Annotated in this window: 25 protein-coding genes; 11 read left to right on the top strand and 14 right to left on the bottom strand. The window is 64.0% G+C overall.

From position 1 onward, the window contains the following. Positions 1 to 78: 78 nt before the first annotated feature. The 7 genes from mgrA to LB541_RS03730 form a co-directional block, all read right to left on the bottom strand. Entirely contained in the window at positions 79 to 1,125 is a 1,047-nt protein-coding gene (mgrA, locus tag LB541_RS03760; RefSeq protein ID WP_140560237.1) for an L-glyceraldehyde 3-phosphate reductase, read from the bottom strand. A 134-nt stretch (positions 1,126 to 1,259) separates the two neighbouring features. Beyond that, positions 1,260 to 2,402, bottom strand: coding sequence for a Gfo/Idh/MocA family protein (locus LB541_RS03755; protein WP_140560236.1), 1,143 nt, complete (start codon positions 2,400 to 2,402; stop codon positions 1,260 to 1,262). Between the two features lie 11 nt (positions 2,403 to 2,413). Next, complete coding sequence (locus LB541_RS03750; RefSeq protein ID WP_140560235.1) at positions 2,414 to 3,160, bottom strand: sugar phosphate isomerase/epimerase family protein; 747 nt, start codon at positions 3,158 to 3,160, stop codon at positions 2,414 to 2,416. A 39-nt stretch (positions 3,161 to 3,199) separates the two neighbouring features. Continuing rightward, on the bottom strand, positions 3,200 to 4,300 hold the full coding sequence (locus tag LB541_RS03745; protein ID WP_181172749.1) for an ABC transporter ATP-binding protein: 1,101 nt from the start codon (positions 4,298 to 4,300) through the stop codon (positions 3,200 to 3,202). Continuing rightward, a complete protein-coding gene (locus tag LB541_RS03740; RefSeq protein ID WP_140500281.1) occupies positions 4,300 to 5,235 on the bottom strand; it encodes a carbohydrate ABC transporter permease in 936 nt (311 codons plus the stop codon). The genes LB541_RS03745 and LB541_RS03740 overlap by 1 nt, the downstream gene beginning before the upstream one ends. After that, on the bottom strand, positions 5,228 to 6,121 hold the full coding sequence (locus tag LB541_RS03735; RefSeq protein WP_140500283.1) for a carbohydrate ABC transporter permease: 894 nt from the start codon (positions 6,119 to 6,121) through the stop codon (positions 5,228 to 5,230). The genes LB541_RS03740 and LB541_RS03735 overlap by 8 nt, the downstream gene beginning before the upstream one ends. 94 nt (positions 6,122 to 6,215) lie before the next feature. Beyond that, positions 6,216 to 7,454 carry an ABC transporter substrate-binding protein gene (locus LB541_RS03730; protein WP_140558365.1) on the bottom strand — a complete coding sequence of 413 codons (1,239 nt, stop codon included), beginning with the start codon at positions 7,452 to 7,454 and terminating at the stop codon, positions 6,216 to 6,218. A gap of 403 nt (positions 7,455 to 7,857) precedes the next feature. Between LB541_RS03730 and LB541_RS03725 the strand changes: the two genes are divergently transcribed. After that, positions 7,858 to 8,901 carry a LacI family transcriptional regulator gene (locus tag LB541_RS03725; protein WP_140500287.1) on the top strand — a complete coding sequence of 348 codons (1,044 nt, stop codon included), beginning with the start codon at positions 7,858 to 7,860 and terminating at the stop codon, positions 8,899 to 8,901. A gap of 102 nt (positions 8,902 to 9,003) precedes the next feature. Here the strand turns inward: LB541_RS03725 and gndA are convergent, their stop codons facing one another. From gndA to LB541_RS03695, 6 genes are all read right to left on the bottom strand, one after another. After that, on the bottom strand, positions 9,004 to 10,452 hold the full coding sequence (gene gndA / locus LB541_RS03720) for an NADP-dependent phosphogluconate dehydrogenase (protein ID WP_281405850.1): 1,449 nt from the start codon (positions 10,450 to 10,452) through the stop codon (positions 9,004 to 9,006). Between the two features lie 115 nt (positions 10,453 to 10,567). After that, positions 10,568 to 12,172, bottom strand: coding sequence for a copper resistance CopC/CopD family protein (locus tag LB541_RS03715; RefSeq protein WP_224617901.1), 1,605 nt, complete (start codon positions 12,170 to 12,172; stop codon positions 10,568 to 10,570). A gap of 85 nt (positions 12,173 to 12,257) precedes the next feature. After that, positions 12,258 to 12,776, bottom strand: coding sequence for a YcnI family protein (locus LB541_RS03710; protein ID WP_140500293.1), 519 nt, complete (start codon positions 12,774 to 12,776; stop codon positions 12,258 to 12,260). 38 nt (positions 12,777 to 12,814) lie between these two features. Beyond that, positions 12,815 to 13,357 carry a copper chaperone PCu(A)C gene (locus LB541_RS03705; RefSeq protein ID WP_140500295.1) on the bottom strand — a complete coding sequence of 181 codons (543 nt, stop codon included), beginning with the start codon at positions 13,355 to 13,357 and terminating at the stop codon, positions 12,815 to 12,817. A gap of 102 nt (positions 13,358 to 13,459) precedes the next feature. Next, positions 13,460 to 13,816 carry a DUF2946 family protein gene (locus LB541_RS03700; RefSeq protein ID WP_140500463.1) on the bottom strand — a complete coding sequence of 119 codons (357 nt, stop codon included), beginning with the start codon at positions 13,814 to 13,816 and terminating at the stop codon, positions 13,460 to 13,462. Positions 13,817 to 13,954: 138 nt separating this feature from the next. Continuing rightward, complete coding sequence (locus LB541_RS03695) at positions 13,955 to 14,857, bottom strand: GntR family transcriptional regulator (RefSeq protein WP_140513783.1); 903 nt, start codon at positions 14,855 to 14,857, stop codon at positions 13,955 to 13,957. Between the two features lie 253 nt (positions 14,858 to 15,110). Here LB541_RS03695 and LB541_RS03690 point away from each other — a divergent pair, with 253 nt between their 5' ends. The 6 genes from LB541_RS03690 to LB541_RS03665 all read left to right on the top strand — a co-directional run bounded on the left by LB541_RS03690 (position 15,111) and on the right by LB541_RS03665 (position 22,728). Beyond that, positions 15,111 to 16,616, top strand: a complete 1,506-nt coding sequence (locus tag LB541_RS03690; protein WP_140513784.1) for a UxaA family hydrolase — start codon at positions 15,111 to 15,113, stop codon at positions 16,614 to 16,616. A gap of 112 nt (positions 16,617 to 16,728) precedes the next feature. Further along, complete coding sequence (locus LB541_RS03685; RefSeq protein WP_224617900.1) at positions 16,729 to 17,727, top strand: aldo/keto reductase; 999 nt, start codon at positions 16,729 to 16,731, stop codon at positions 17,725 to 17,727. Positions 17,728 to 18,062: 335 nt separating this feature from the next. Then, positions 18,063 to 19,058, top strand: coding sequence for an ABC transporter substrate-binding protein (locus LB541_RS03680; RefSeq protein ID WP_140513786.1), 996 nt, complete (start codon positions 18,063 to 18,065; stop codon positions 19,056 to 19,058). Positions 19,059 to 19,119: 61 nt separating this feature from the next. Then, positions 19,120 to 20,673 carry a sugar ABC transporter ATP-binding protein gene (locus LB541_RS03675; RefSeq protein ID WP_140657254.1) on the top strand — a complete coding sequence of 518 codons (1,554 nt, stop codon included), beginning with the start codon at positions 19,120 to 19,122 and terminating at the stop codon, positions 20,671 to 20,673. Then, positions 20,670 to 21,638 carry an ABC transporter permease gene (locus LB541_RS03670; protein WP_140500307.1) on the top strand — a complete coding sequence of 323 codons (969 nt, stop codon included), beginning with the start codon at positions 20,670 to 20,672 and terminating at the stop codon, positions 21,636 to 21,638. The genes LB541_RS03675 and LB541_RS03670 overlap by 4 nt, the downstream gene beginning before the upstream one ends. A gap of 70 nt (positions 21,639 to 21,708) precedes the next feature. Further along, positions 21,709 to 22,728: a zinc-binding alcohol dehydrogenase family protein gene (locus tag LB541_RS03665; RefSeq protein ID WP_224617899.1), complete on the top strand. Its 1,020-nt coding sequence runs from the start codon at positions 21,709 to 21,711 to the stop codon at positions 22,726 to 22,728. 119 nt (positions 22,729 to 22,847) lie between these two features. On the opposite strand, the gene phnF is transcribed toward LB541_RS03665, so the two are convergent. Beyond that, positions 22,848 to 23,582, bottom strand: a complete 735-nt coding sequence (gene phnF / locus LB541_RS03660) for a phosphonate metabolism transcriptional regulator PhnF (RefSeq protein ID WP_411969766.1) — start codon at positions 23,580 to 23,582, stop codon at positions 22,848 to 22,850. A gap of 131 nt (positions 23,583 to 23,713) precedes the next feature. Here phnF and phnG point away from each other — a divergent pair, with 131 nt between their 5' ends. The 4 genes from phnG to LB541_RS03640 all read left to right on the top strand — a co-directional run. Then, positions 23,714 to 24,175 carry a phosphonate C-P lyase system protein PhnG gene (gene phnG, locus LB541_RS03655; RefSeq protein ID WP_140500313.1) on the top strand — a complete coding sequence of 154 codons (462 nt, stop codon included), beginning with the start codon at positions 23,714 to 23,716 and terminating at the stop codon, positions 24,173 to 24,175. Continuing rightward, positions 24,175 to 24,786 (top strand): phosphonate C-P lyase system protein PhnH, encoded by a 612-nt coding sequence (gene phnH, locus LB541_RS03650; RefSeq protein ID WP_140500314.1) that lies wholly within the window; start codon positions 24,175 to 24,177, stop codon positions 24,784 to 24,786. Before phnG ends, phnH begins: the two co-directional genes overlap by 1 nt. 2 nt (positions 24,787 to 24,788) lie before the next feature. Next, positions 24,789 to 25,901 carry a carbon-phosphorus lyase complex subunit PhnI gene (locus LB541_RS03645; protein WP_140584116.1) on the top strand — a complete coding sequence of 371 codons (1,113 nt, stop codon included), beginning with the start codon at positions 24,789 to 24,791 and terminating at the stop codon, positions 25,899 to 25,901. Further along, the coding region (locus LB541_RS03640) for an alpha-D-ribose 1-methylphosphonate 5-phosphate C-P-lyase PhnJ (RefSeq protein ID WP_224617897.1) at positions 25,898 to 26,809 on the top strand (912 nt) is incomplete at its 3' end. The genes LB541_RS03645 and LB541_RS03640, both read left to right, overlap by 4 nt.

The raw sequence follows: 26,809 nt of genomic DNA, 5'->3' as shown, positions 1-26,809 counted from the left end.
TGAAACGCGCTGGCGCGGCATTCCGCGAATGACAACGGCGGGAGGGCTCCCACCGTTGTCGTTTGCCGGCTCCGATGCCTACTTCCTCGGCGGGCCGTTGCGCTCGGCCGAGGCTGCCCACAGATTGATGTCGGACTCGCGCGCGTAATTGTCGATCTCGGCAAGCTCGGCGTCGCTGAAGTCGGGCGCCTCCAGCGCGCCGACACAGTCCTCCACCTGCTCCGGCCGGCTGGCGCCGATCAGCGCCGATGTCACCTTGCCCTTGCGCAGCACCCACGCCAGCGCCATCTGCGCCAGCGTCTGGCCACGGCGGCCCGCGATCGCGTTCAACGCCTGTATGTTGGCGATGGTGTTGTCGTTGATGAAGGCCGGCCGCAGCGACTTGCCCTGGGAGGCACGGCTGCCCTCGGGGATGCCGCCGAGATATTTGTCGGTCAGCATGCCCTGTGCCAGCGGCGAGAATACGATCGAGCCGACGCCCAGCCCATCAAGCGTATCGAGCAGGCCATCGTCCTCGACCCAGCGGTTCAGCATCGAATAACTCGGCTGATGGATTACGCAAGGCGTGCCGAGCCGCTTCAGTATATCGGCCGCCTCGCGCGTGCGCTGCGAATTGTAGGATGAGATGCCGACATAGAGTGCCTTGCCCGCGCGCACCGCATGGTCGAGCGCGCCCATCGTTTCCTCCAGCGGCGTATCCGGATCGAAGCGGTGCGAATAGAAGATGTCGACATAGTCGAGCCCCATCCGCTTCAGGCTCTGGTCGAGGCTGGCCAGCAAATATTTGCGTCCGCCCCATTGGCCGTAGGGCCCCGCCCACATCTCGTAGCCGGCCTTGGTCGAGATGATGAGTTCGTCGCGGTAGGCGGCGAAGTCGGTGCGCAGCATCTCACCGAACGCAATTTCGGCCGAGCCGGGCGGCGGCCCGTAATTGTTGGCGAGGTCGAAATGCGTGATGCCGAGGTCGAAGGCCTTGCGCACGATCGCCTGCTTGGTCCTGTGCGGCGTGTCGTTGCCGAAATTGTGCCACAGCCCCAGCGAGATCGCCGGCAGCTTCAGGCCGGACCGCCCGCAGCGGTTATAGACCATTTTTTCATAGCGGTTTTCGGCGGCGACATAGGGCATGGGGAAAATCCTCGAAGCTGGATGGACTGGGCACTGTCATCGCGAACGCGACGCGCAGGCCCTGCGCCCCAACCCTTACCCTCTCCCCGCGAAAACGGGGAGAGGGTTCATCAAAATTATCGATAATCCGCGATCTAGTTCTTCTTCGCCATCAGCGCCTTGGCTTCCTTGATGCCGAGCGCGGCTGGACGTTCGCAGGTGGTCTGCATGGCGACGAACTTGCCGGTTTCGCCCGAGCGCAGGATTCCCGTCATGACGTCGACGGCGTGCAGCGCCAGCTCCATCGAGCAGCGGTGCGGCCTGCCCTCGGAGATCGCAATCGCCATGTCGGCGAGGCCGGCGGTGCGATAATTGGCCATCATGCCCTGCGAATGCATCTCATTGGGCACGCCGAACGGATGCTGCCATTTCGGCAGCTTCTTGACCGGCTTGGCCGCTTCGGTGAAGCGCACGTCGCCGCCGAAGAAGTTCGGATCCGGTACGAACACGCTTCCCATCTCGCCATAGAGCTCCATCGGCGCATGGCCATGGCTCCAGACGTCCCAGCTGGTGTTGAGCGTGATCACGGCTCCGTTCTCGAACTCCAGCAGGCCGTGGATGGTTGTCGGCGTGTTGACCGGGATCCTTTCGCCCGCGCGCGGCTTCGAACTGATCGTGCGTTCCTTGGCCGGGGTTGTGGCGAAGGCCGCCACCTGCTTCACCGGTCCGATCAGCTGGATCAGATTGGTGATGTAATACGGCCCGATGTCGAGCACCGGGCCGGCGCCCGGCTGGAAGAAGAAGTCCGGATTGGGGTGCCAGTGCTCCATGCCGTGCCCCATGACATGGCAAGTGCCGCTGGTGATCCTGCCGAGCTTGCCGGTATCGATCAGGTTGCGCACCAACTGATGCGCGCCGCCGAAGAAGGTGTCGGGTGCCGAGCCGATGCGAAGTCCCTTCTTCTCCGCCCGCTTCTTCAAGTCGAGCCCCTCCTTGACCGAAAGCACGAAGGGCTTTTCCGAATAGACATGCTTGCCCGCGTCGAGCACCTGTTTCGACACTTCGTAGTGCACGGCCGGAATGGTCAGGTTGACGATGATCTCGATGTCGTCGGCCTTGAGCAGGTCCTCGACCGTCTCGGCGCGCAGCTTGAACTCCTTCGCCCGCGCTTTCGCGGCGTCCATGTTGATATCGGCGCAGGCCCGCATCTTGATGCCGCGAAACAGCGGCGCCAGCGAGAAATATGCCTTCGAGATGTTGCCGCAGCCGATGACGCCGACGCCAAGTTTGTTTGCCATGATGATTGTTCCTAGTAGGCCTTTACGGTTGCAATCGAACGGCGGGCGAAGCGCTCGATGTCGTTGGGATTGTCCTGTTCCATGACGAAATATTTGGCCGCGCTCTTGGCCCGCAGCGCCTTGATCAGGCCGGCCCAGTCGATCGTGCCGTGACCGACATCCGACCAGCCGTCCTCGTCCAGCCCCTCGCCCGGCCTTGCCATGTCCTTGACGTGGACGGCAACGATGCGCTTGCCGTGCTGTTCGATCCAGGGCAGCGGATCGGCGCCGCCGCGCACCACCCAGGCGACATCCATCTCCCAGCCGATGTCGGGCGCGGAAGCCAGGATGTGAGCCTGTGGCAGCGAGCCGTCGGCGAGCTTCTTGAACTCGAAATCATGATTGTGCCAGGCAAAGCCGTAGCCGGCCTTCTTCGCCGTCTCGCCGACCTTGGCCAGGCGCTCGCCGAAGCCGCGCCAGCCGGCAGCGTCCGAAGGCCTGGACTCAGGCATGAGAAAGGGGCAGATCAAAAGCTTGATGCCGAGCGCTTCAGCTATCCTGCGCACGCCGTCGAAATCCTTCTCCAGCGCATCGATGGAGAAATGCCCGGTCGGCATGGCAAGGCCGTTTTTGTCGAGTTGAGCGCGGAAGGCCTTGGGATCGTCATAGACCCCGCCGAAGCCTTCGACCTCTGTGTAGCCGAGCTTGCCGAGCATCTCGAGCACGCCTTCCCAGGGCTGAAAATTGCGTGCGCTGTAAAGTTGGAATGACCAGTTCATCGTCTTTGTCCGTTCTGCTTGGGGGATGGTTATCGGGCTTTAGATGCGGCTGCCGGTTTGGGCATCGAAGAGCGAGGCGCGCATCGGGTCGAAGCCCACCGTCACCGCCTCATCGTTTTTGGGCGTCCGTTCCGAGGTGACCCGGACGCTGAAATTCTGCTTTGCAAGCTTCAGCCACACCAGCGTGTCGGACCCCATCGGTTCGACCACCTCGACATTGGCCGCCGTCGAGAATGGCCAGCCCGTGCCGCTGTTCAGGCTGACATGCTCGGGCCTGATGCCGAACACGGCAGGGCCGGCGTCCGGTTGCTTGTCGAATTGATAGGTGCCGAGTGGAACCTTGAGATTGTCGGCCACGAAAAACCAGTTGCCAGCGTCTTTCTCGAGCCTGCCGTCAATGAAGTTCATCGCCGGCGAACCGAGGAAGCCGGCGACGAAGCGGTTGACCGGTTTGTTATAGATGGTCTGCGGCGCGTCGAGTTGTTGGATGACGCCGCCGCGCATGACCGCGATACGGTCGGCCAGCGTCATCGCCTCGATCTGGTCATGCGTGACGTAGATCATGGTGTTCTGCAATTTGCGGTGCAAAAGCTTGATCTCGACGCGCAGTTCGGAGCGCAGCTTGGCGTCCAGGTTCGACAGCGGCTCGTCGAACAGGAACACGTCGACGTCGCGCACCAGCGCGCGCCCGATCGCCACGCGTTGGCGCTGGCCGCCGGAGAGCGCCGCGGGCTTGCGCTGCAACAACGGCTCGATCTGCAGGATCTCGGCGGCGCGCGCTATGCGCTTCGCGATCTCGTCCTTGGGCACGCCCGCGACGCGCAGCCCGAAGGATAAGTTCTTCTCCACCGTCATCTGCGGATAGAGTGCGTAGGACTGGAACACCATGCCGATGCCGCGGTCCTTGGGCTCTTCCCAGGTGACGTTCTTGCCCTTGATGAAGATGCGGCCGTCCGAAATGTCGAGCAGTCCGGCGATGCAGTTGAGCAAGGTCGACTTGCCGCAGCCCGAGGGTCCGAGCAGCACTATGAACTCGCCCTCGGCGACGTCGAGGTTGAGCGTCTGCAGCACCGAGACCAAGCCGAAGTTCAGCGACAGGTCCTGGATCGAAACGCTGGTGCCGTTTGCCGCCATCGACATCACCCTTTCACCGCGCCGGCGGCAATGCCGCGCACGAACAATTTGCCGGAAATGAAGTAGACGACCAGCGGCACCAGCCCGGTCAGGATGGTGGCGGCCATATTGACGTTGTATTCCTTCACCCCCTGCACCGAGTTGACGATGTTGTTGAGCTGAACCGTCATCGGATAGGTGTCGGGGCGCGTATAGACGACGCCGAACAGGAAGTCGTTCCAGATGCCGGTCACCTGCAGGATGACGGCGACGACGAAGATCGGCAGCGACATCGGCAACATGATGCGCAGGTAAATGCCCCAGAAGCCGGCGCCGTCGACGCGCGCAGCCCTGAACAGTTCCTCCGGCATGGAGGTGAAATAGTTGCGGAACAAGAGCGTCAGGATTGGCATGCCGAAAATGGAATGCACGATCACCAGGCCGCTCAGGCTGCCATAGAGGCCGATCTCGCGCAGGATGATGACGATCGGATAGATCATCACCTGATAGGGGATGAAGGCCCCGACGATCAGGATGACGAAGAACGTGTCGGCGCCCTTGAAGCGCCAGTTGGCGAGCGCGTAGCCGTTCACCGAGGCGATTGCGATCGACAGGATCACCGAGGGGACGGTGATGCGCACCGAGTTCCAGAAGCCGCGAGAGAGACCGTCGCAGTTGAGACCGGTGCAGGCCTGCGACCATGCCTTGACCCACGGCTCGAACGTGATCTCGACCGGCGGCGAGAAGATGTTGCCGAGACGAATTTCCGGCATGCCCTTGAGCGAGGTGACAACCATCACATAGAGCGGCAGCAGGTAATAGAGCGCCACCACGATGAGCGTGCCGTACAGGAAGATGTTGCGGCGCGAGAACATGTGCCGGGGCTTCGGTCCGCTCGGCCCCGAGGCATCGGCGCGAATGGCGGCGGGGGACGCGGCCAGGGAGACGGCATGATCAGACACGCTTGCGGCCCCCGAATTCGAGATAGGCCCACGGCACGATGACGATCATCACCGACAAGAGCATCATGGTCGAGGCGGCAAAACCCTGGCCGAGGTTCTGGGCGAAGAACATGTAGTCGTAGACATATTTGGCTGGCACTTCAGAGGAAATGCCGGGACCGCCGCTGGTCTGCGCGACGACGAGGTCGTAGACCTTGACGATGCCCGACGCGATGATCACCAGCGTGGTTATGAAGACCGGCCGCATCATCGGGATGATGATGAAGAGATAGGTCTTCCAGGTGGGGATGCCGTCCACCCGCGCGGCCTTCCAGATGTCCTCGTCGATGCCGCGCAGGCCGGCCAGCATCAGGCACATGATCAGCCCGGTGCCTTGCCACAGCGCGGCGATCAATATGCCGTAGATGACGATGCTCGAATTGTAGAGCGGATCGAAATTGAAGCTTGTCCAGCCGAGGTCGCGAACCACTCCCTGAATGCCAAAATCGGGATTGAGCAGCCATTGCCAGACGAGGCCGGTGACGATGAAGGAAAGCGCGAAGGGATAGAGAAAGATGGTGCGGAACGTGTCCTCGAAACGGATCTTCTGGTCGAGCAGGGCCGCAAGCAGGAAGCCGATTACCAGCGAGAAGACGAGCGACAGCACGCCGTAGATCAAGAGATTCTCGATCGAGACGAGCCAGCGCGGCGTCGCCCACAGCCGGTAGTACTGGTCGAGCCCGACGAAATGCAGACGCGGCAGAAGCTTCGAATTGGTGAAGGAATAAAGCACCGTCCAGGCTGTGCCGCCGACAAACACCACCAGCGCGGTGAGGATCATCGGGATCGAAGCGACCTTCGCATTGAGGTTGCGGAAGAGTTGGCTCGGGCGTTCGCTCTTGCTCATCGGTGCAGCCATGCTGGATCGGGTAAGGGCGACAAGGTCGGCACGCCTCGCTCCCGGCCCTGAGGTGGCCGGGAGCGAGGCGGCTTGTCGGGGGTCAATCGGCCGAGGCGATGATGTCGGCGAAGCGCTTCTGCGCCTCTTCGAGCGTCATGTCGGGCTTGGCGAAGAACTCCGAGAACAGGTCCTCCTTCTGCTTCTGGCTGTCCTGCGAGAGCAGTTGGTCCGTCCAGGGAATGACGGCGCCCTTGGCCAGGATGTCGAGCCCCTTCTTCATGCAATCGTTGGCAGCGTTGAGGTCGACGTCGCCGCGCACCGGCAGCGAGCCTTTCTTGAGGTTGAAGGCGACCTGGGTCTTGGGATCGAGCAAGGTCTCGGCCAGCACTTCCTGAGCCTTGGACTTGTCGGCGTCCTTGAGCAGCGGGAAATAGAAGGCGTCGCCGCCGGTGGCGATCACCTCGTTCAGGCCAAGCCCGGGAAGGCAGGTATAGTCCTTGCCGGCGGTCTTGCCGGCGACCTGGAATTCGCCTTGCGCCCAGTCGCCCATGATCTGGCCGCCGGCCTTGCCGGTGATGACCATGTTGGTCGCCTGGTTCCAGTCCTGCACATTGGTGTTCTTGGCCATCTTGCGCGCATCGTCGGCCGCCTTGAAGACCTTGGCGACTTCAGGACCGGCGGCGAACGTCGCATCCTTGTCCTTGTAGACCTTGAGGAAGGTGTCGGTGCCGCCCACCGCGGCGAGCAGCACGTCGAATGCGCCCGACGCCTGCCAGGCCTGCCCGCCAACCGCGAGCGGGACGATGCCGGCCTTTTCCAGCGCCGGGGCGGCGGCGACATATTCGTTCCAGTTCTTCGGCACCGGCACGCCCGCCTTCTCGAAGGCCGCGTTCGACAGCCACAGCCACTGCCAGGAGTGAATATTGACCGGCACGCAATAGATCTTGCCGTCGATGGTGCAACCGTCGAGCAGGCTCTTCGGCCGCACGACCTCGGTCCACTTGCCCTTGGTGGCGACATCGGTGAGGTCGCGCATCAGGCCTGCCTGCACCAGCTCTTCCGCCTGCCGGCCGTGATTGAACTGGGTGGCGCCCATCGGGTCGCCGCCGGTGATGCGGCTGATCATGATCGGCCGCGCCGTGCCGCCGGACCCGGCGATGGCGCCGTCGACCCAGTGGTTGCCGGTTGCGTCGAAGGCCTTGGCGAGTTCGGCGACCGCCGCGGCCTCGCCGCCGGATGTCCACCAATGGGTGACTTCCAGATCGGTTGCGGCCGCCGGCCCGGCAAAATTCAACGCCACCGTCGCCGCAAGCGCGGCGGTCAGGAATTTGTATCGCATTTCGGTTTCCTCCCAGAATCTGAAACGTTACAGATTTTCGATACGGCAATTGCAAGATATGCGCAACCCTTCCCTTGAAAGTCAGTTCGATATTTTTCGAGGCGCGAACAAAATCCTTTCGGGATGGAGCCCGTTGTGCAGCGCAATACGCAAAATCCCACATGGCAAGACAGAAAGCTCGCAAGAAGCTTGCTCCCAATGCCTTTCCTGCTGATTCCCAACGCTTTTCGGCGGCGAGCCCATGCGGACTTTCGACCTCGGCCACAGCCTGGTCGAACACCGGTCGTGACAATCTGTAACGTTTCAGTATAGGCTTGTTCAGCTAAGGAGACGCGCCATGGGAGCGACGGCGGCGATTGCCGGCCTGGCCGGCGGCTGCTAAGCGCCTGACGGGGCGGGACGAATGGACAGACGGCGCACGGACAGCGATGACGAGACGTCGGCCAGGGAGCGGCCGACGCTGAAGACGCTTGCCTTCATGACCGGGCTCGGCGTCACCACCGTGTCGCGGGCGCTGAAGGACGCGCCGGAGATCGGCGCCGAGACCAGGCGCCGCGTCCAGCTCGTGGCCAAGCAGATCGGTTACCGGCCGAACCGCGCCGGCGTGCGCCTGCGAACCGGCAAGACCAACGTCATCAGCCTCGTGCTCAACACCGAGCACGAGATCATGAGCTTTGTCTCAGACATCATCTACGGCGTCACCGAAGTCATCGCCGATACGCCCTACCATCTGATCGTCACGCCCTACTCGCGCTCGCAGGATCCGCTGGATCCGGTGCGTTATCTCGTCGAGACCGGCTCCGCCGACGGCGTCATCATTTCGCGCACGCAGCCCAACGATCCAAGGGCCCGCTACATGCTGGAGCGCGGCATACCTTTTGCAACGCACGGCCGCACCGATATGGGGCTCGTGCACCCCTATCATGATTTCGACAATTACGCCTTCGCGGCCGAGGCGGTGCGCCATCTGGCCGGCCTGGGCCGGCGTCGGCTGGCCCTGGTGACGCCGCCGGTAGGCCTGACCTATCACGGCCACACCGTGAACGGCTTTGCCGACGCGCTGAGCGAAGTCGGCGCCTCGGAGGTGCCGTTCAACACCGTTTCGATCGACCACTCGATCGAGCAGATCAGGATGAGGACCGCGCAGCTGATGCGGCGCGACATCAGGCCGGACGGCATCGTCAGCAGCGCCGCGGCCGCCACGCTTGCCATTGTTGCCGGCATCGAGGACGCCGGGTTGAAACTCGGCCGCGACATCGACGTGGTGTCGAAGCAGTCGTCGGAATTGCTGCATCTGTTCCGCCGGGAACTGCTGATCGTCAACGAGAACTTCCGGCTGGCCGGTTCCGAGCTCGCCCGCGCCGTGCTCGGCTGGATCGGCGGCGCGGCCCCCGGCTCGCTGCAGTCGCTCAGCGCGCCGGGCGAAGTTGTGGCCTATCGCGGCTGATTGAAGCCCCGCCGCCAGAGCAATTCCCGCGTAGCTTTCCTAAGGCATTGCCCAAAAAACAAAGAGATAGAGCGGTACGCCGTTCCGCGAAACGCTGAACCGCTAGCCGGCGGCGCCGCTCCCCCAGGGTCCATGGAAGGCGCCCTTGTCATCGATACGCTCGAAGCCATGCGCACCGAAGAAATCACGCTGTGCCTGGATCAGGTTCGAGGTCCCGCGGCCCTGGCGATAGCTGTCGAAATAGGCAAGGGCCGAAGACAGCGCCGGCACCGGCGAACCGGCTTCTGAAGCCCTGGCCACGACACGCCGCAGTGACGGATGCGCCTCCTGCATCATGGTGATGAAGGCCGGCGCCATCAGGAGATTGGTCGAAGCGCCGCCGCTGCCGAAAGCTTCGGCCATGGTGTCGAGCATCTGCGATCGGATGATGCAGCCGGCACGCCAGATCTTGGCGATGGTCGGCATCGGCAGGTTCCAGTTGAACGCCTTCGAAGCGCCGCTCATCACCGCGAAACCTTGCGCGTAGGCTGATATCTTGCCGGCGAACAGCGCCAGTTCCAAATCCTTGAGCAGGTCTGCCTTGTCGCCCGAAATCCTGGTGACGCCGATGTTGCCATAGGCTTTTTCCGCCGCAAGCCGCTCGTCCTTGATCGACGACAGGACGCGTGCCGCCACCGCCGCCTCGATGGCGGTCGCCGGAATGCCGAGTTGCTGTGCCTCGATGACCGACCATTTGCCGGTGCCCTTCTGGCCGGCGCGGTCGAGGATGATGTCGACCACCGGCTTGCCGGTCTTGGGATCATCTGACGCCAGCACCTTGGCGGTGATCTCGATCAGGTAGGAGTTGAGCCGGCCCTTGTTCCAGCCGGCGAATACGGCGCCGATCTCCTTCGGCCCCATGCCCAGGCCGTCGCGCAGGATGCCGTAGATCTCGCCGATCATCTGCATGTCGGCATATTCGATGCCGTTGTGAATGGTCTTGACGAAATGGCCGGCGCCGTCGGTGCCGAGCCAGGCCGCGCATGGCTCGTCCTTGAACTTGGCGGAGATTGCCGTCAGCACCTTCTCGACGCGCTTCCAGGACTCTTCGGTGCCGCCGACCATGATCGACGGCCCGTGGCGCGCACCCTCCTCGCCGCCGGACACGCCCATGCCGATGAAGGTGAGGCCGGAGCCCGCCAGCTCGGAAAAGCGCCGCATCGTGTCGCGGAAATTGGCGTTGCCGGCATCGATGACGATGTCATTATGGGACAGCACGCCGCGCAATGCGGCGATCTGTTCATCGACCGGCTTGCCGGCCAGCACCATGATGATGATCGGACGCGGCGGCCGGATCGCGGCGGCAAGTTCTTCCAGGCTGTAGCAGGGGACAACCATATCCCTGAGCGCGCCGGCATTCTCGACAAAGGCATCCGTACGCGCCTTGGTGCGATTGAAAACAGCGATGCGGTGCCCGTGCTCGGCGATGTTGAGCGCCAGGTTGGAGCCCATCGTGCCAAGGCCGATCAGGCCGATTTCGGCTTTTTCCATGTTTCTTCCCTGCTTTCGGATCTTGTTTGTTCGAGCCCGCGATTGCCCGGGTTTTTGCCAAGATGCATCCTGCCAGGATGATTGACGGGCCTTCAGGCTCGCGTCAACCGCCTCGCCGAATTGTGTTGGACAGCCATCACGGCCTGATGTCCACAGGCGCCTCGATCTTCACCATCTCGAAGTCGGAGACCAGTATGTCGATGCGCGCCATCCACCGGCCAGGAACCGGGATGACGAGATCGTCGACACGCCAGCTGCCGTCATCGGACTTTGTCGCCGCCCGCTTCAGCAGCTCGATGCCGGAGTCCGGCTTCGACAGCACCAGCATCACCTCCTTGGCGTCGAGCGGCCCGAAATCGCCGGTCATGATGATCATCGAGGCGGCGACCGGCCCGGCATGGCCGGGCGTGATGCTGAGGTCGGCCATCGCCTTCAGCGCGTGGATATGAACCGACACCGGCTGCGCCGCGGCAATCGCCAGCGCCCGCGGCGGCGGCGTGAAGCGCCAGCCGGCGGCAACACCGAAGATGGCGAGCACGATCAGTATTTCGACGCCGATCGAACGGGTGAGCCTGCGCCGCACTTCCGTCGCCCCCGCCTCGGCCATTGCCGTCAATCTCCAGCGGTTGACGGCGGCGAGCGTGAACAGGAAGACCAGCAGCGCAAGCTTGACCAGCAGCAGCCGGCCATAGGCGGTGTTGACCAGCGCTGCGGGTGTTTGCACCTGGATGACGGCCAGCACCACGCCCGCGGCGGCGAGCAAGGCCACCACCGGCATGATAGCGGCGGAGAACCGGCGAAGGAACGTGACCGCTTCGGCATCCTGCCGTTTCAGCGCGAGTCCGAGCGGCGCCAGCGCACCGGCCCAGAAGGCAATGCCGGCGCCGTGCAGGAACACCATCGGCCGCGTCAGCCATTGTGGCTCGGCGGCACTCGCGTGGCCGCTGGCCGCGAGCGCGAGGCCCGTTCCGGCCAGGCCGGCGAGCGCGAGGGGCCTGGCGGCCGCGCGCGGTCCGGCCAGCGACAAAAGGCCGAGCCCTAGCGCGATCAACGCGATCAACACCGTCCAGCCGAAGCTGGTGCCGAGACCGGCGGTCCAGATGGCCGGCTGCGCCATATGCGAGAGCGGTGCGCCGAGCGCATCCAGCCCTTGAAAGCCAAGCGACATGGGTGCCGCGACAAGCCCGCACAGGATTGCGGCGGCGACGCAGCGCTGTCCGGCGCGGCCACTTCGCGCCAGCCAGGCGAGAGCGAAGGCGCCGCCGACGCCGAGGAACAGGCCGATATAGAGGCAGACCTTGCCGATCCAGATCGCCGAGCGCAATTGCCAGTCGACGGCTTCGGAAACAGTCGGCGGCTGGCTCGCCGCGCCGATGGAAAACAGCAGAGAGCCGCCGACCGGATGACCATCGGCGGAAATCACTCGCCAGCTCAGCACATGCGTGCCCGATCCAAGTGCCTGCGGATCGTCGATCACGACGGTCTGGTCGCTGAGGCGGAAGGACGTCAGCGGAACGGGCGTGCCGTCGGGCTTCACCAGCGTCAGCACCAGTGGCGAGACCGGTTCGCTGAAAGTCAGCGCGAATTGCGCCGGGGCCTGCGACAGCACGGCGCCATCGGCCGGATCGGTCTTGATCAGCGCGGCGTGGGCGAAAGCCTGATTTGTCGCCGCCATGGCAATCAGCAGCACGGCCACGACCAGCAGCCCAGCAGAAACCCGGCCGATGAGCTTGCCGGCCATGCGAACCATCCTGGAAGGGAATATCACCGTCATGTCATTGCCATGAAATGCAGCGCGCTCCCGACATGGAGCGCACCGCGAGAGCTTACTTTTTCGGCGTGAGCTCGATGCCGGGCGCGGGGTTCTCCAGGGCGTCTTCGTCCTGCCCGGCCGCCGGGATTTCGATCCAGCGGTCGGCGGCGCCATCGCACTCCTGCACCACCGGGAAATAGAGTTTCTGACCCGCCGGGAGGTCTGCCGTCAGCATCGCACGGAAGACGAACTCGTCGTAGAATTCGTCCGGCAGATTGCCGCCGCTCCAATCGACCTCCTTGACGCCGTCGGCCACCGCCTGGCCGTAGAGCTGGTAGGATTTCTCGTACTTGCCCTTCTTGGTCTGCAGCGTCCAGCCGGGCTTCGGCATCGGCTTCACCGCGATCACCCCTTCCGGGATCTGCACGCGCACGGCGGTCGTCGCCTTGCCGTCACAGCCATGCGGCACCCGCAGGATGGCCTTGTAGGTCGAACCGACCGCCGCTTCCTGTGTTTCGAGCGTGACATGCGCAAAGGCGGCACTGGTCCCCAGCGCCAGAAGCGCGCCGGCCGACAAAAGATACTTGTTCATGATGGTCCCTCTGAATTCAATAGTTGTGGATGGCGCGGTCAATTGGCGTGGTCGTCCATGCCGCCGCCCATGCCTTCGACAGCGAACTCGACGTTGACGGCGCCAGCCTTTTCGAAAGTCAGCGTGGCGGCGAATTCTTCGCCCTGCTTGGGTTGCCGCTTCAGGCCGATGAACATCAGGTGATAGCCGCCGGGCGCCAGCGCCACCTTGCCGCCGGCCGGGATCTCCAGGCCGCCCACCACCGGCCGCATGGTCATGACGCCGTCCTTGACGCCCATTTCATGCAGCTCTGCCTTGTCGGAGACATCGGAGGAAATCGACAGCAGCCGGTCGGCCGCATTGCCCTTGTTGGTGATGGTGAAATAGCCGCCGGCCACCTTGGCGCCTGTGGGTGTCGCGCGCGACCAGGGATGCTCGATCTCGAGATCGCCGGCCTTGAATTCATGCGCGCAGACGGCCTGGGCACCGAAGAACAAGAGCACAAACGCCAGCACGGCAAGGCCGACACGTTCATTGAAACGGCGCGGGAATTTGGTGCGGCCGCCCGAAGGAGGCGCCGCGATATGAAAAGCTTGGGACATGGTTTGCTCCATGAATAGGGGATCGCGCCGTTGGCCGGTCGCGAACGATTCGTTCTTTGGATGAAAGCACCGGCGGAAGGTTCCGCCGAGCGTACAGCAGGCTCAGGCCGAAAGCGGCGGCGCGCGCGGGTTCGACGGCGACCGCTGGCGCGCGAAATTGAGATGCGTGGCCGCCGGAAAGATGAAAACGACGGCTTCGAACGAAAGCGAGGCCAGCGCAAGCCCGGCATCGGGTGGCGGCGCAAAGGCCGCTGAAACCATGCTGCAGCCCAGCATGCAGCATGCCGGCAGATGCGACGGATGCGGGCCGCCATCGGGAAGCTGGGCAGTGCCCTCGTGGGTGCAGATGACGTTGCCGAAGGCGTCGATTTGCGAGGCGGCCGGTCCGGTGGCGAAGGCGAATGCGCTCAGCGTCGACTGAAGCAGCAGCAGGTAGGCCGCGACAAGCGCGACCGGAATGCTCCACCGTCTCCCCTTTTTGGTCAAATGACTTGCCTGTTCAAACCATCTGCATCTTCAAGCGATCACCGGAAGATGTCTACCACGGCAGCAAGAGACGGAAAATCGGCAAATCGGTGCTGCGGCAACGCGGCGCGATCAGGGCCTCTGTGGGTGCCGGCTCTCGGGAATCGAGGTCAGCAGCGTCTGGCGCGCCGACTTCAAATGTTTGCGGCAGGCGGCATCGACCTTGCCCAGGTCGCGTGATTTGAGCGCCGCGATATAGGCCAGATGCTCGCCGATCGCGATTTCGTTGCGCTCGCGCTCCTGCGCCTTGTTCCACTGGTAGTGGTAGTGGAAGATCATGGCGATGACATCATAGAAATCGACGATGAAGCGGTTGTGCGAGGCGCGGTGGATCAGCCGATGGAAGCGCTCGTCGAGCTCCGAGAACTCGTTGAAACGCGTGGCGATGTCACGGGCCAGGCCGCGGTGTTCCTCTTCGAGATTGTCGAGATCGACCCACACCGCGCTGTCCTGCGGCAGTGCGGTGAACGCCGATGCCGAGCGCAGCTCGAACATCTCGCGGATTTCCGTCAACTCCAGCGCGAAGGCGCGGGTGAAACCCTTCAGCACCCAATGGCTGTTACGGCGCTTCTCGATCAGGCCGAAGCGGGAGAAGCGGATCAGGAACTCGCGCACGCTGGTGGTGCCGACGCCGATCTCGCGCGCCAGTTCGAGCTCGTTGATCTGCATGCCGGCCTCGGCGCCGCCGGCGAGCAGCCTGCGCATGAACGACCGCTCGATGATCTCGGCCAGCGTGTCGGTCTCTTCCTCGGGAAAGAAATCATCGGGGCGCGTTTCACGCAGCACCGTCTTGGCGCGCTTGTTCCAGGCGATCAGTCCGGTTTCTTCCATGCGCCCAAGGATGCTGCGCACCGTGGTGCGGCTGACGCCGAGCAGCGTACCCAGTTCCGGTTCCGAAGGCAGGCTGCGCGTCTCGTCGAGCAGCCTGAGGCACCTGTTATAGGCATCCTTGTAAACGTTGTTGCTCTTCGACATGCCCTGACCCATCGCTGGCCGGCGCTTGCGGCGGCCGGCTTGAAGCGCAAATATGACGTTCCTATCGCCCTCGAAAGCGGAATCGCTTTGCCGAGGGGCTCGCTTACCGGTTGCAGCGCCGCTACTCATCCAGGCGCACAGGAACTGCCGGAAAAAACAATTGACGTAAAACTGTTTTTTCACGATAAAAGACATTAACTCTTAACAAGCGCGTGTCAATCCGCGCCTCCCAGGATCACCCCAGGAAACGCCCGTGAACGCCTCCAACTCAATTCTTCTGTCCCCAGCCGACAATGTCGCGGTCGCCAATGGCCGCATCGAGACCGGCACCGCGCTGCCCGGCGGAGCGCTTGCCGCCGCTATCATCGAGCCCGGCCACAAGGTGGCGATCAAGCCGATTCCCGCCGGGTCCGCCGTGGTCAAATATGCCCAGGCAATCGGCCGCGCCACGCAGGACATCGCGCCCGGCGAACATGTCCATTCGCACAATCTGGTGTTTGAGGCCGGCCGCCTGCCGGTGGTGCCGCCAAGCGAGGCCGAACATGCGACCGAGGCTGACCGCGCCCGCACCTTCATGGGTTATCGCCGCGCCGACGGCCGCGCCGGCACGCGCAACTTCATCGGCATCATCGCCAGCGTCAACTGTTCGGCGACCGTCTGCCACGCCATCGCCGACGCGGCCAACCGCACGCTGCTGCCAAAATATCCCGGCATCGACGGCTTCGTCCCGATCGTCCACGGCCAGGGCTGCGGCATGAGCGCCACCGGCGACGGGATGATGGTGCTGCACCGCACATTGGCCGGCTATGCCCGCCACCCCAATTTCGGCGGCGTGCTGATGGTCGGGCTCGGCTGCGAGGTCAACCAGCTCACGCTGTACGGCCAGAAGGGTGCGGCCGCCGGTAAACGCCATTTCAACATCCAGGACGCCGGCGGGTCGCGCAAATCGGTCGAAAAGGCCATGGGCGTACTGGCCGAGATCGCCGAGGAAGTCGGCGAGCTCAAGCGCGAACCCATCCCGGTAAGCGAAATCGTCGTCGGCCTGCAATGCGGCGGCTCCGACGGCATGTCGGGCATCACGGCCAATCCTGCTCTAGGTGCCGCGGTCGATATCCTCGCCGGCGTCGGCGGCATCGGTATTCTCTCCGAGACGACGGAAATCTACGGCGCCGAACATCTGCTCGCCTATCGCGCCGCGACGCCCGAGATCGCCAAGAAGCTCGATGGCTACGTCAAGTGGTGGGAAGACCACGTCGCCAAGCACGGCGCCTCGATCGACAACAACCCCTCGCCCGGCAACAAGCGCGGCGGCCTCACCACCATCCTGGAGAAGTCGTTGGGCGCGGTCGCCAAGGGCGGCCAGACGCCGCTCAACGGCGTCTTCGGCTATGCCGAAAAGGTCACCGGCAGCGGGCTGGTGTTCATGGACACGCCCGGCTACGACCCGGTGTCCGCCACCGGCCAGGTGGCGGGCGGCGCCAACATCATCGTCTTCACCACCGGCCGCGGCTCCTGCTTCGGCTGCCGGCCGACGCCGTCGATCAAGGTCGCCACCAACTCGACCATGTATCATCAGATGGAAGAGGACATGGACGTCAATTGCGGCGTCATCGCCTCCGGCGAGAAGACCATCGCCGGCATGGGCCGCGAGATCTTCGAACTGATCGTCGAGACGGCCTCCGGCCGCAAGACCAAGAGCGAGGATTTCGGCTACGGCGACAACGAGTTCGTGCCCTGGCATCTCGGCGCGACGCTCTAGCTCTTTGAAGTCGCGCAGTCCGGAAAGTGGCCACGAACTTTCCTGGAATGCTGCGGCTTGAGGTCTTGGAATCTGCCGCGCCGGATAATGGCGGGCAACGGGGAGGTTGTGCATGGAAAAACGCCGCATCGGCCAGACGGCGCTCGAGGTCACCGAAGTAAGCTTCGGCGGTGCCGCGATCGGCGGGCTCTACCGCGCCTGTTCGCGCGAGGCGGCGATGGAAACGTTGCAAGGCGCGTGGGAGGCGGGCCTGCGCTATTTCGACACCGCGCCCTTCTATGGTTTCGGCCTGTCGGAGCGGCGTTTCGGCGACTTCCTGCGCTATAAGCCGCGCGATTCCTATGTGCTGTCGACCAAGGTCGGGCGCCTGTTCCGGCCCGTTCCGGAGAACCAGGTCCCCGATCACTCCTACGTCGATCCGCTGCCCTTCGCGCTCGACTACGACTATTCCTACGACGGCATCATGCGCTCGGTCGACTTCAGCTATGCGCGGCTTGGTCTAAACAGGATAGACATCCTGTTTGTGCACGACATCGGCGTGTACACGCATGGCGTCGAGAAGACCAAAATGCACTTTCGCCAGTTGATGGACGGTGGGCTCAAGGCGCTCGAAGAACTGAAAAACTCCGGCGTCATTTCCGCCTACGGGCTCGGCGTCAACGAAGTCCGGATATGTCTCGACGTGATGCGTCGCGCGCCGCTCGATTGTATCCTGCTCGCCAGCCGCTATTCCTTGCTCGATCGCAGCGCCGAAGCCGAACTTTTGCCGCTCTGCCGCGCCCGACAGACTTCGCTGGTCATCGGCGGTGTGTTCAACTCCGGCATATTGGCGACCGGACCGGTGCAGGGCGCCCATTTCGACTACAAGCCCGCCAGCGGTGACGTGCTCGACCGCGTCGGCGCGATGGAGCGGATCGCCGCCGAAGGTGGTTACCCGCTCGCCGCCGCCGCGTTCCAGTTCCCCCTCCAGGAATCCTCGGTCGCCACCGTGCTGACCGGCACCGCCAAGCTGGCGAACCTGACCCGCAATCTCGAACTGCTTGATGTCGACGTGCCTCAGGCGGACTACGCCAGATACCGCCCCTACACCGTAGTGCAGGAATTGGCATGAAGTGCCCGATCCGCCCGGGCGAAGGCGTGCGATCGCGGGGCTTCACGATCCCGCGAACCGAAGAAGGAACGGGCATTCTATATTGACTAATTTATGGAATTAATATTCCATACGTTAGTCACGCGAAACGGAAGCGTCGGGCAGCGTGGGGAGAGCAAGGCGCCAGTGCGGTCATGACCGCCGTGCCCCGAGGATGGCATAAACACCGCTTGCATCGACCGGATCGATGCACTATCAAAATGCTGCAACTGTTTTTTATTGATAAAGTTCTGTTTGGCTACGCCTATCCGAACCGAGCTTCCGTATCGTTCACGGGCGACCTAGGGAGGAATTCCATGAAATTCGTGACCAGCATTCTCAATCGCCGCGCAGTCATGGCGCTGGCGGCCGCGTCGATGCTTGCCGGCGTCATGCACTCGGCGCCGGTTTCGGCGGCGGACGTGACCATTCCGATCATCGTCAAGGACACCACGTCCTTCTACTGGCAGATCGTTCTGGCCGGGGCCCGCAAGGCCGGCAAGGATCTCGGCGTCAACGTGCCGGAGCTCGGCGCCCAGGCAGAAACTGACGTCAACGGCCAGATCTCGATCCTCGAAAACGCCGTTGCCAGCAATCCGGCGGCGATCGTCATCTCGCCGACCGAGTTCAAGGCGCTCGGCAAGCCGATCGACGAAGCCGCAGCCAAGGTCAAGGTTATCGGCATCGATTCCGGCGCCGACTCCAAGGCCTTCACCTCCTTCCTGACCACCGACAACGTCCAGGGCGGCCGCGTTGCCGCTGACGGCCTCGCAGCGGCCATCGGCGAAGCCAATGGCGGCAAGATCGAGGGCGACGTTGCCCTGATCACCAACACGCCTGGTGCCGGCTCGCTCGAACAGCGCAAGCAGGGCTTCATCGAGCAGCTCAAGGCGAAATATCCGGGCCTGAAGCTGGTCGCCGACAAATATGCCGACGGCCAGGCCACCACCGGCCTCAACATCGCCACCGACCTGATCACCGCCAATCCGAACCTCAAGGGTATTTTCGCTTCCAACCTGATCATGGCGCAGGGCGTCGGGCAGGCTGTCGCCGAAAACAGCCTCGGCGGCAAGCTGGCGCTGGTCGGCTTCGACAGCGACGAGAAGCTGATCAAGTTCCTCAACGACGGCGTCATTTCCGCCCTCGTCGTCCAGGATCCCTACCGGATGGGCTATGACGGCATCAAGACCGCACTTGCCGCCTCCAAGGGCGAAAAGGTCGAGACCAATGTCGACACCGGCGCCAACCTGGTCACCAAGGCCAACATGAAGGATCCCAAGATCGACGCGCTGCTCAACCCGAAGCTCAACTGAGCATCGGCACGCGCAACTGTTTCCGGGGCCTCTGCGCCCCGGAACAACAGGGAGGATTGCCATGACGCCGACCGCGCAGGAACTGCATCCGGCCCCCGTGCTGGAGCCCGGTAGGACCATCCTCGAGCTGCAGGGTCTGGAAAAGCGCTATCCCGGCACGCATGCGCTGAAGCCTGTGACCCTGGCCTTCAAGGCGGGAGAGATCCACGCCATCGTCGGCGAGAACGGTGCCGGCAAATCGACCCTGATCAAACTCCTGACCGGCGTCATCCCCCGCACCTCCGGAGAGGTTGTGTGGGAAGGCAAGCCGGCTGCCCTGGCGACGCCGCACGAAGCCATGGCGCTCGGCATCAACGCCGTGCACCAGGAAGTCGTGCTCTGCCGTCACCTGACCGTCGCCGCCAACATGTTCCTCGGCGAGGAGAACTCGCGCTTCGGCATCCTCCAGCAGCGAGCCATGGTCAGGGAAGCGCAGAAGATCATCGACGGTCTCGGCTTCGACCTGCCGGCGCATGTCGTGCTCGGCGATCTCACCATCGGCCAGCAGCAGCTGATCGCCGCCGCCCGCGCCACCGTGCGCGGCACCAAATTCCTGATTTTCGACGAGCCCACCGCGTACCTCACCCGCAAGGAGGCCGACCAGCTGTTCACGCTGATCCGCCGCCTGAAGGGTGAAGGCGTCACCATCATCTACATCAGCCATCGCATGGAGGAGGTGTTCGAGCTCGCCGACCGCGTCTCGGTGCTGCGTGACGGCACGCTGGTCGGCACCCGCAACATCGCCGAGACCAATGAGCCGGAGCTGGTCAAGCTGATGATCAACCGCTCGATCGAGCAGATCTATCACAAGGAGCATTTCACGCCGGGCGCCGTCATCGCCGAGGCGCGGAATCTGTCCGGCAAGGGTTTCGAGAATGTCTCTCTGTCGGTGCGCGCGGGAGAGATCGTCGGGCTCTACGGCCTGATCGGAGCCGGCCGCAGCGAATTCGTCACCACCCTCTACGGCCGCCACCGCAAATCGGCCGGCCAGGTGTTGTGGGAAGGCAAGGAGGTGCAGGTCAACTCCGAGCACGACGCCATCAAGCTCGGCATGGCGCTGGCACCGGAAAGCCGCCGCGACCAGGGCCTGTGTCTCAACCTGCCGGTCGCATTGAATCTCAATTTGCCGATCTACAAACGCATATCGAAAAATCTGCTGATCTCGTCTGCGCAGGAGAAGGCCGAGGCGGACCGGCAGATCGCCGACCTCAGGATCAAGACGCCGACGCGCGGCGCGCTGGCCTCCAGCCTGTCGGGCGGCAACCAGCAGAAGATCGTCATCGGCAAGTGGCTGGCGCACGGCGCCAAACTGTTCATCTTCGACGAGCCGACGGTCGGCGTCGATGTAGGCACCAAGGCCGAGATCTACCGGCTGTTCAGTGTGCTGTTGTCCAAGGGCGCGGGCATCATCCTGATCTCGTCCTATCTGCCTGAGGTCTACGAACTGGCTGACACGCTGCATGTGTTCAGGCGCGGCAAGCTGGTGGCCACGCATGGTTTCCGCACCGCCGATCACGAGGACATTCTGAGCCAGGCCCTGGCCGAGAAACAAGAAAAGACGGGAGGACAGACATGAGCACCGAGGCGATCCCTGCCGAAAAGCCGAAGCGCAACTACAATGCCCTGTTCGGGCTGACGCTGCTTGGCCTGCTGCTTCTGATGTGGGTCATCCTGGCGGTCGCCACGCCGTCCTTCGCTTCGGCGCTCAATATCACCAACCTGCTGCGCCAGGGTTCTCTGATCGCCATCCTGGCCGTCGGCCAGACCTTCGTCATCATCACCGGCGGCATCGACCTTTCCGTCGGCGCCATCGTCGGCTTCGCCACCGTCATCGTCGCGCTGCTGATCAATGCCGGCTGGCCGGTCTGGATCGCGGTTCTGGCGACGCTGCTGGTGGGGGTCGCCATCGGCCTGTTCCATGGTTTCGGCATCGTCAGGATGGGCCTGCCGCCCTTCATCATCACGCTGGCGACCATGACCTCGCTGCGCGGCATCGGTCTCCTGATGACCAATGGCAATTCGATATCGATCAACAGCGACGCGTTCCAGGCGTTTTCGCGCGGCTCGCTGCTAGGGATCCCCTATTTGTTCTGGATGGTGATCGTGGTTGCCCTGCCCTCCTACGTCTTCCTGCATCACACGCGATGGGGACGCTATCTCTTCTCCGTCGGCTCGAACGCGGAAGCCGCGCGCCTCTCCGGCGTCAACGTGCCGCGCACGATCTACATGGCCTATGTGCTGTCCGGCCTGTGCGCGGCTTTCGTCGGCGTGCTGCTCGCGTCCCGCATCGGCATCGGCAATCCGACGCAGGGCGACACCTACGAGCTGCAAGCCATCGCCTCGTCGGTGATCGGCGGCACGTCGCTGTTCGGCGCTATCGGTTCGGTGCACGGGCCGCTGATCGGCTCGTTCATCCTCTCCACCATCAACAACGGCGCCAACCTGCTCAACGTCAACACGTTCTGGCAGCGCGTCATCACCGGCATGTTGATCATCGTCATCGTCTACTTCGACGGCCTGCGCCGCCGGGGTGGCAAGTAAACCGCTGAAATCGATCGCCGGCCCGGTCGAAAGATCGGCCGGCGATTCCATGAACCGACTGGATTGAAGCATGAAAGCCGTTGTCTGCCGTTCGCCCGGCGACCTTGTCGTGGAAGACCGTCCCGCGGCTGGCTCGCCGCCTCCCGGCTGGGCGCTGGTGGCGGTCAGCCATGTCGGCATCTGCGGCACCGACTATCACATCTTCGAGGGCAAGCATCCCTTCCTCGTCTACCCCCGCATCATGGGCCATGAAGTGTCGGGGACCATCGTCGAGGCGGGCGAAGGCGTTGGTCTTGCCACGGGCGAGCCGGTCATCATCAATCCCTATCTGGCGTGCGGCAAATGCATCGCCTGCCGGCACGGTAAACCCAATTGCTGTGTCCGGATCGAAGTGCTCGGCGTGCATCGCGACGGAGCCATGTGTGAACAGATCCTTATCCCGGAACAAAACCTCTATCCAGCCAACGGCCTGTCGTTGGCCGATGCCGCGGCCATCGAATTCCTGGCCATCGGCGCCCATGCGGTGCGGCGCTCGCGTGCCGATCCCGGCGCACGGACGCTCGTCATCGGCGCCGGACCGATCGGGCTCGGCACCGCCATCTTCGCCCGCATCGCCGGGCTCGACGTGACGCTGCTCGACATGAGCAGCGAAAGGCTCGGCTTCGCCGCCAATGAACTCGGCTTCAAGACCCTCGACGGGTCGCGCGGCGCGGCATCCGATCTGGTCAGCGAAGCGACATCAGGCGAAGGCTTCGACGTGGTCTTCGACGCCACCGGCAACACCGGCTCGGTGCAGTCGGCCTTCGCTCATGTCGCGCATGGCGGGACATTGGTGCTGGTCAGCGTCGTCAAGGACGACATCGCCTTTTCCGACCCCGAATTCCACAAGCGCGAGATGACGCTTGTCGGCAGCCGCAATGCCTTGCGGGCCGATTTCGACCACGTCGCCGCCTCGATCCGCGATGGCGCCGTGCCGCTGGCCAAGCTCGTCACCCACCGCACCACGCTTGCCGACACGCCACGTGACCTCGCCCGCTGGGCGCATGAGAAATCCGGCCTGATCAAGGCCGTGATCGAGGTGGGGGCATAAGATGGCAGGCGGTGAACCCGGCCTGAGTTGACGACGCCCCGCGCAGGTCGACCCCCAAACGCCAAGCCGCTGACAACCGAGCTGGTCTGGTACCAGCGTTAGTATAAGGCCGACACGCCCTACAGCGCCGACAGTTTCAGCTCCACCCGCTCTGCCGGGAAGCGCGCCTCGGCGAATTGGATCGGCCGGCCGGCCGGCGTCATGTTGACGGCGATCGTGACCAGCACGATGCCGCCCGGCTGCAGATCGAGGTCGGCAAGGTCGGAAGCATCGGCGTGACGCGCCGACAGCACCGTCGATTGCCTGAGATAATCGTCTATGCCGAAACGCTTGAGCGATGCGGTGATCGACCCGGTCTCGGCCATGGCCACATCGATGCCGGCGAAGCGCTTGGCGTCGAACCAGCCGGAAGCGCGCGACACCGGCTTCCCATCGGCCTCGCCGCGCGTCTCCAGGCGAATCACATCCGATCCCCTGGCAAGGCCCAGGGCTTCGGCGACGCGCTGGCTGGCCGGCTCGACCGATGAGGACAGGAGCACGATATGCCGCTCCGACGCCTGGCCCTGCAAGCCGGTTGAAAATCGCGTGCGCGCGCCGATGGGATAGGACAGCCGCTTGCGCGACAGCACGAAAGTGCCGCGCCCCTGCTCGGCCCGCAGTACCCCGTCTTGCACGAGCGCCGCGATGGCGCTGCGCACCGTGTGACGGTTGACGCCATAGCGCTCGGCCAGCGCCACCTCCGGCGGCAGCGCGGCATTCTCGGCGAAATCGCCGGCAGCGATCGATTGCAGGATTCGGTCGGCGATCTGGCGCCACAACGAGACGCCGCTGCGCCGCTCGATACCGTCAGCCACGTGTTTTCCGTTCACGGTTTCGCCCCTGGCCGGCCCCTGTCACGCACCCGTCATGGACTCGCGTTAGGTAATGGGTATAATTCGTATGGTTGTCTATATCAATAGACAAATTAGAAGCAAGGATGTTGCTCATGCGAGGACAGGAAGCGCGCGACCAGGCCGAACGCAAGGCGGCCATGGCAACCCTGGCGCAGTCCAGCGGCGACGACATCGTTCGCCTCTGGAACGAATCCGGCCTGCCTGCCGAGGCCGAACTGCTGCGCGGTCCCGAGACCGGCCTGGTTACCATGCGCGGCCGCATCGGCGGCGGCGGCGCGCCGTTCAATGTCGGCGAGGCCACCGTGACCCGCGCCACAGTGCGCCTGCCGTCCGGACAGGTCGGCCATTGCTATGCGCTCGGCCGCGACAAGCAGAAGGCGAAGCTGGCGGCCATCGCCGACGCGCTGTGGCAGGACCCCGCCCACCGAGAGGCGGTCGAAACGGGCCTTCTCGCGCCGCTGCGGGCTGCCTTGACCACGGCACGAGAAAGGCGCCGCGCCGAAACGGCGGCAACGAAGGTGGATTTCTTCACCATGGTTCGCGGAGAAGATTGATGGATATCGCAGCGCAATCGATCGAGGGCGGGTTCGCCGATCCGGTGTTCAACGCCCAGACGGTGTTTCGCGCCGTCATGGACGCAATGGCGCGGCCGGGCAGCGTGCAACCCTTGCCGGCCCTGGCCCGCCCGCCGGCGCCGCTTTCGGCGACATCGGGCGCGGTTGCGCTGGCATTGTGCGACAATGACACGCCGCTCTGGCTCGACCCGGCCCTGCATGCCTCGGCAGCGGTCATGTCCTGGCTCGGCTTTCACAGCGGTGCGCCGCTGGCCAACACCCCGGCCGACGCGCATTTCGCGTTTGTGGCCTCGCCGGCCGAGATGATGGCGCTCGACGGTTTCTCGCAAGGCACGCAGGACTATCCCGACCGCTCGACCACATTGATCCTGCAGGTCGGCGATCTCACGTCAGGCACGCCGCTGCTGCTCGAAGGTCCTGGCATCGAGAAGACGGCGACGATCGCGCCGGCCCGCATGCCGCGTCATTTCATCGAGCAGTGGAAGCAGAACATCAACCGCTTTCCGCGCGGCGTCGACATCATCCTGGCGGCACATGACAGCCTCGCCTGCCTGCCGCGTACGACACGCATCAAGACGACGGAGGCCTAGCGATGTATGTTGCGGTAAAAGGCGGCGAAGCCGCGATCGCCAACGCCCACAGCCTGCTCGCTGACCGTCGGCGCGGTGACCGCTCGGTACCGGCACTGCGCCTCGACCAGATCGTCGAACAGCTGGCGCTCGGCGTCGACCGGGTGATGAGCGAAGGCTCGCTTTACGATCGCGAACTCGCCGCACTCGCTATCGTGCAGGCGCGCGGCGACATGATCGAGGCGATCTTCCTGGTGCGGGCCTACCGCACCACGCTGCCGCGCTTTGGCTATACAAATGCCATCGACACCGCCACCATGCTGGTCGAACGCCGCGTTTCGGCGACCTACAAGGACCTGCCCGGCGGCCAGTTGCTTGGGCCCACCTTCGACTACACGCACCGGCTGCTCGATCCCGAGCTTGCCGCCGGCGCCGATGTCGCCGCGCCCTTGCGGCGCGAGACGGAAGCGCAGGCAATGCCGCGCGTCTCGGCGATCCTCGCTCGCGATGGGCTGATCGAGCCGGACGGAGACATGCCGCAGGACCATGTCCCCGGCGACATCACCCGCGAGCCGCTGGAGTTCCCGATGGCTCGCGACATCCGCCTGCAGGCGCTGTCGCGCGGCGACGAGGGCTTCCTGCTGGCGCTCGGCTATTCCACGCAGCGCGGCTATGCCCGCAACCATCCCTTCGTCGGCGAGATCCGCATCGGCGAGGTCGAGCTGGAGCTCGACGTGCCCGAACTGCCTTTCGCGGTGCCGCTCGGTACCGCGCGCGTTACCGAATGCCAGATGGTCAATCAGTTCAAGGGCTCGGCCAAGGCGCCACCGCAATTCACACGCGGCTACGGGCTGGTCTTCGGCCAGAGCGAGCGCAAGGCGATGGCCATGGCACTCTGCGACCGCGCTCTTCGTGCAAGCGAACTCGGCGAGGACATTGTCGCCGCCGCCCAGGACGAGGAATTCGTCATCTCGCACTCCGACAACGTCCAGGCGACCGGCTTCGTCGAACATCTGAAGCTGCCGCATTATGTCGACTTCCAGGCCGAACTCGACCTCGTGCGCCGCATGCGCGCCGAGTACGACGCCCGCGAAAATCCCGGCAAGATTGAAGAGAAGAAAGAGGCCGCGGAATGAGCGCGCAACCGACCGACATCGCCAGCTACAACTTCGCTTATCTCGACGAACAGACCAAGCGGATGATCCGCCGCGCGATCCTCAAGGGCATCGCCATTCCCGGCTATCAGGTGCCGTTCGCCTCGCGCGAAATGCCGATGCCCTATGGCTGGGGCACCGGCGGCGTCCAGGTTACCGCTTCGATCATCGGCCCCGACGATGTGCTGAAGGTCATCGACCAGGGCGCCGACGACACCACCAATGCGGTCTCGATCCGCGCCTTTTTCAAGAAGGTCGCCAATGTGGCGGTTACGACCGATACCGCCAGCGCCAGCATCATCCAGACCCGCCATCGCATTCCCGAACATCCGCTCGCCGCGGGCCAGGTGCTGGTCTATCAGGTGCCGATCCCCGAGCCCCTGCGCTTCCTCGAGCCGCGCGAGACCGAAACGCGCAAGATGCATGCGCTGGAGGAATACGGCCTCATGCATGTGAAGCTCTACGAGGACATCGCCAAGCACGGCCGCATCGCCACCACCTACGCCTATCCGGTGAAGGTTGAGGGCCGCTATGTGATGGACCCGTCGCCGACGCCGAAATTCGACAATCCCAAGATGCACCGCTCGCCGGCTTTGCAGCTGTTCGGCGCCGGCCGCGAGAAGCGCATCTATGCGCTGCCGCCCTTCACTGATGTGGTCAGCCTCGACTTCGAGGATCATCCGTTCGAGGTGCAGACCTTCGACCAGCCCTGCGCGCTATGCGGAGCCGAGAACGTCTATCTCGACGAGGTCATCCTCGATGATCACGGCGGCCACATGTTCGTCTGCTCCGACACCGACCACTGCGAGAAGCGGCGCAGCACCCCTACCTCCCCCTTGTGGGGAGGTCGGACCGCAAGTCCGGGTGGGGGTAGCGCCCCATCGGCAGGG

This window comes from Mesorhizobium sp. BR1-1-15 (assembly GCF_020165475.1).
Classification (GTDB): domain Bacteria; phylum Pseudomonadota; class Alphaproteobacteria; order Rhizobiales; family Rhizobiaceae; genus Mesorhizobium.
This window is presented reverse-complemented; position numbering and strand designations above follow the sequence as displayed.

Excerpts from the sequence above, each read along its gene's own strand:
- LB541_RS03715 (WP_224617901.1), bottom strand. The coding sequence starts at position 12,172 with ATGGCCGGCAAGCTCATCGGCCGGGTTTCTGCTGGGCTGCTGGTCGTG.
- LB541_RS03710 (WP_140500293.1), bottom strand. The coding sequence starts at position 12,776 with ATGAACAAGTATCTTTTGTCGGCCGGCGCGCTTCTGGCGCTGGGGACC.
- LB541_RS03670 (WP_140500307.1), top strand. The coding sequence starts at position 20,670 with ATGAGCACCGAGGCGATCCCTGCCGAAAAGCCGAAGCGCAACTACAAT.
- LB541_RS03730 (WP_140558365.1), bottom strand. The coding sequence starts at position 7,454 with ATGCGATACAAATTCCTGACCGCCGCGCTTGCGGCGACGGTGGCGTTG.
- LB541_RS03675 (WP_140657254.1), top strand. The coding sequence starts at position 19,120 with ATGACGCCGACCGCGCAGGAACTGCATCCGGCCCCCGTGCTGGAGCCC.
- LB541_RS03750 (WP_140560235.1), bottom strand. The coding sequence starts at position 3,160 with ATGAACTGGTCATTCCAACTTTACAGCGCACGCAATTTTCAGCCCTGG.
- LB541_RS03685 (WP_224617900.1), top strand. The coding sequence starts at position 16,729 with ATGGAAAAACGCCGCATCGGCCAGACGGCGCTCGAGGTCACCGAAGTA.
- LB541_RS03735 (WP_140500283.1), bottom strand. The coding sequence starts at position 6,121 with ATGAGCAAGAGCGAACGCCCGAGCCAACTCTTCCGCAACCTCAATGCG.
- LB541_RS03725 (WP_140500287.1), top strand. The coding sequence starts at position 7,858 with ATGGACAGACGGCGCACGGACAGCGATGACGAGACGTCGGCCAGGGAG.
- LB541_RS03680 (WP_140513786.1), top strand. The coding sequence starts at position 18,063 with ATGAAATTCGTGACCAGCATTCTCAATCGCCGCGCAGTCATGGCGCTG.
- LB541_RS03645 (WP_140584116.1), top strand. The coding sequence starts at position 24,789 with ATGTATGTTGCGGTAAAAGGCGGCGAAGCCGCGATCGCCAACGCCCAC.
- phnH (WP_140500314.1), top strand. The coding sequence starts at position 24,175 with ATGGATATCGCAGCGCAATCGATCGAGGGCGGGTTCGCCGATCCGGTG.
- LB541_RS03695 (WP_140513783.1), bottom strand. The coding sequence starts at position 14,857 with ATGTCGAAGAGCAACAACGTTTACAAGGATGCCTATAACAGGTGCCTC.
- LB541_RS03755 (WP_140560236.1), bottom strand. The coding sequence starts at position 2,402 with ATGGCAAACAAACTTGGCGTCGGCGTCATCGGCTGCGGCAACATCTCG.
- LB541_RS03665 (WP_224617899.1), top strand. The coding sequence starts at position 21,709 with ATGAAAGCCGTTGTCTGCCGTTCGCCCGGCGACCTTGTCGTGGAAGAC.
- LB541_RS03705 (WP_140500295.1), bottom strand. The coding sequence starts at position 13,357 with ATGTCCCAAGCTTTTCATATCGCGGCGCCTCCTTCGGGCGGCCGCACC.
- LB541_RS03745 (WP_181172749.1), bottom strand. The coding sequence starts at position 4,300 with ATGTCGATGGCGGCAAACGGCACCAGCGTTTCGATCCAGGACCTGTCG.
- mgrA (WP_140560237.1), bottom strand. The coding sequence starts at position 1,125 with ATGCCCTATGTCGCCGCCGAAAACCGCTATGAAAAAATGGTCTATAAC.
- phnG (WP_140500313.1), top strand. The coding sequence starts at position 23,714 with ATGCGAGGACAGGAAGCGCGCGACCAGGCCGAACGCAAGGCGGCCATG.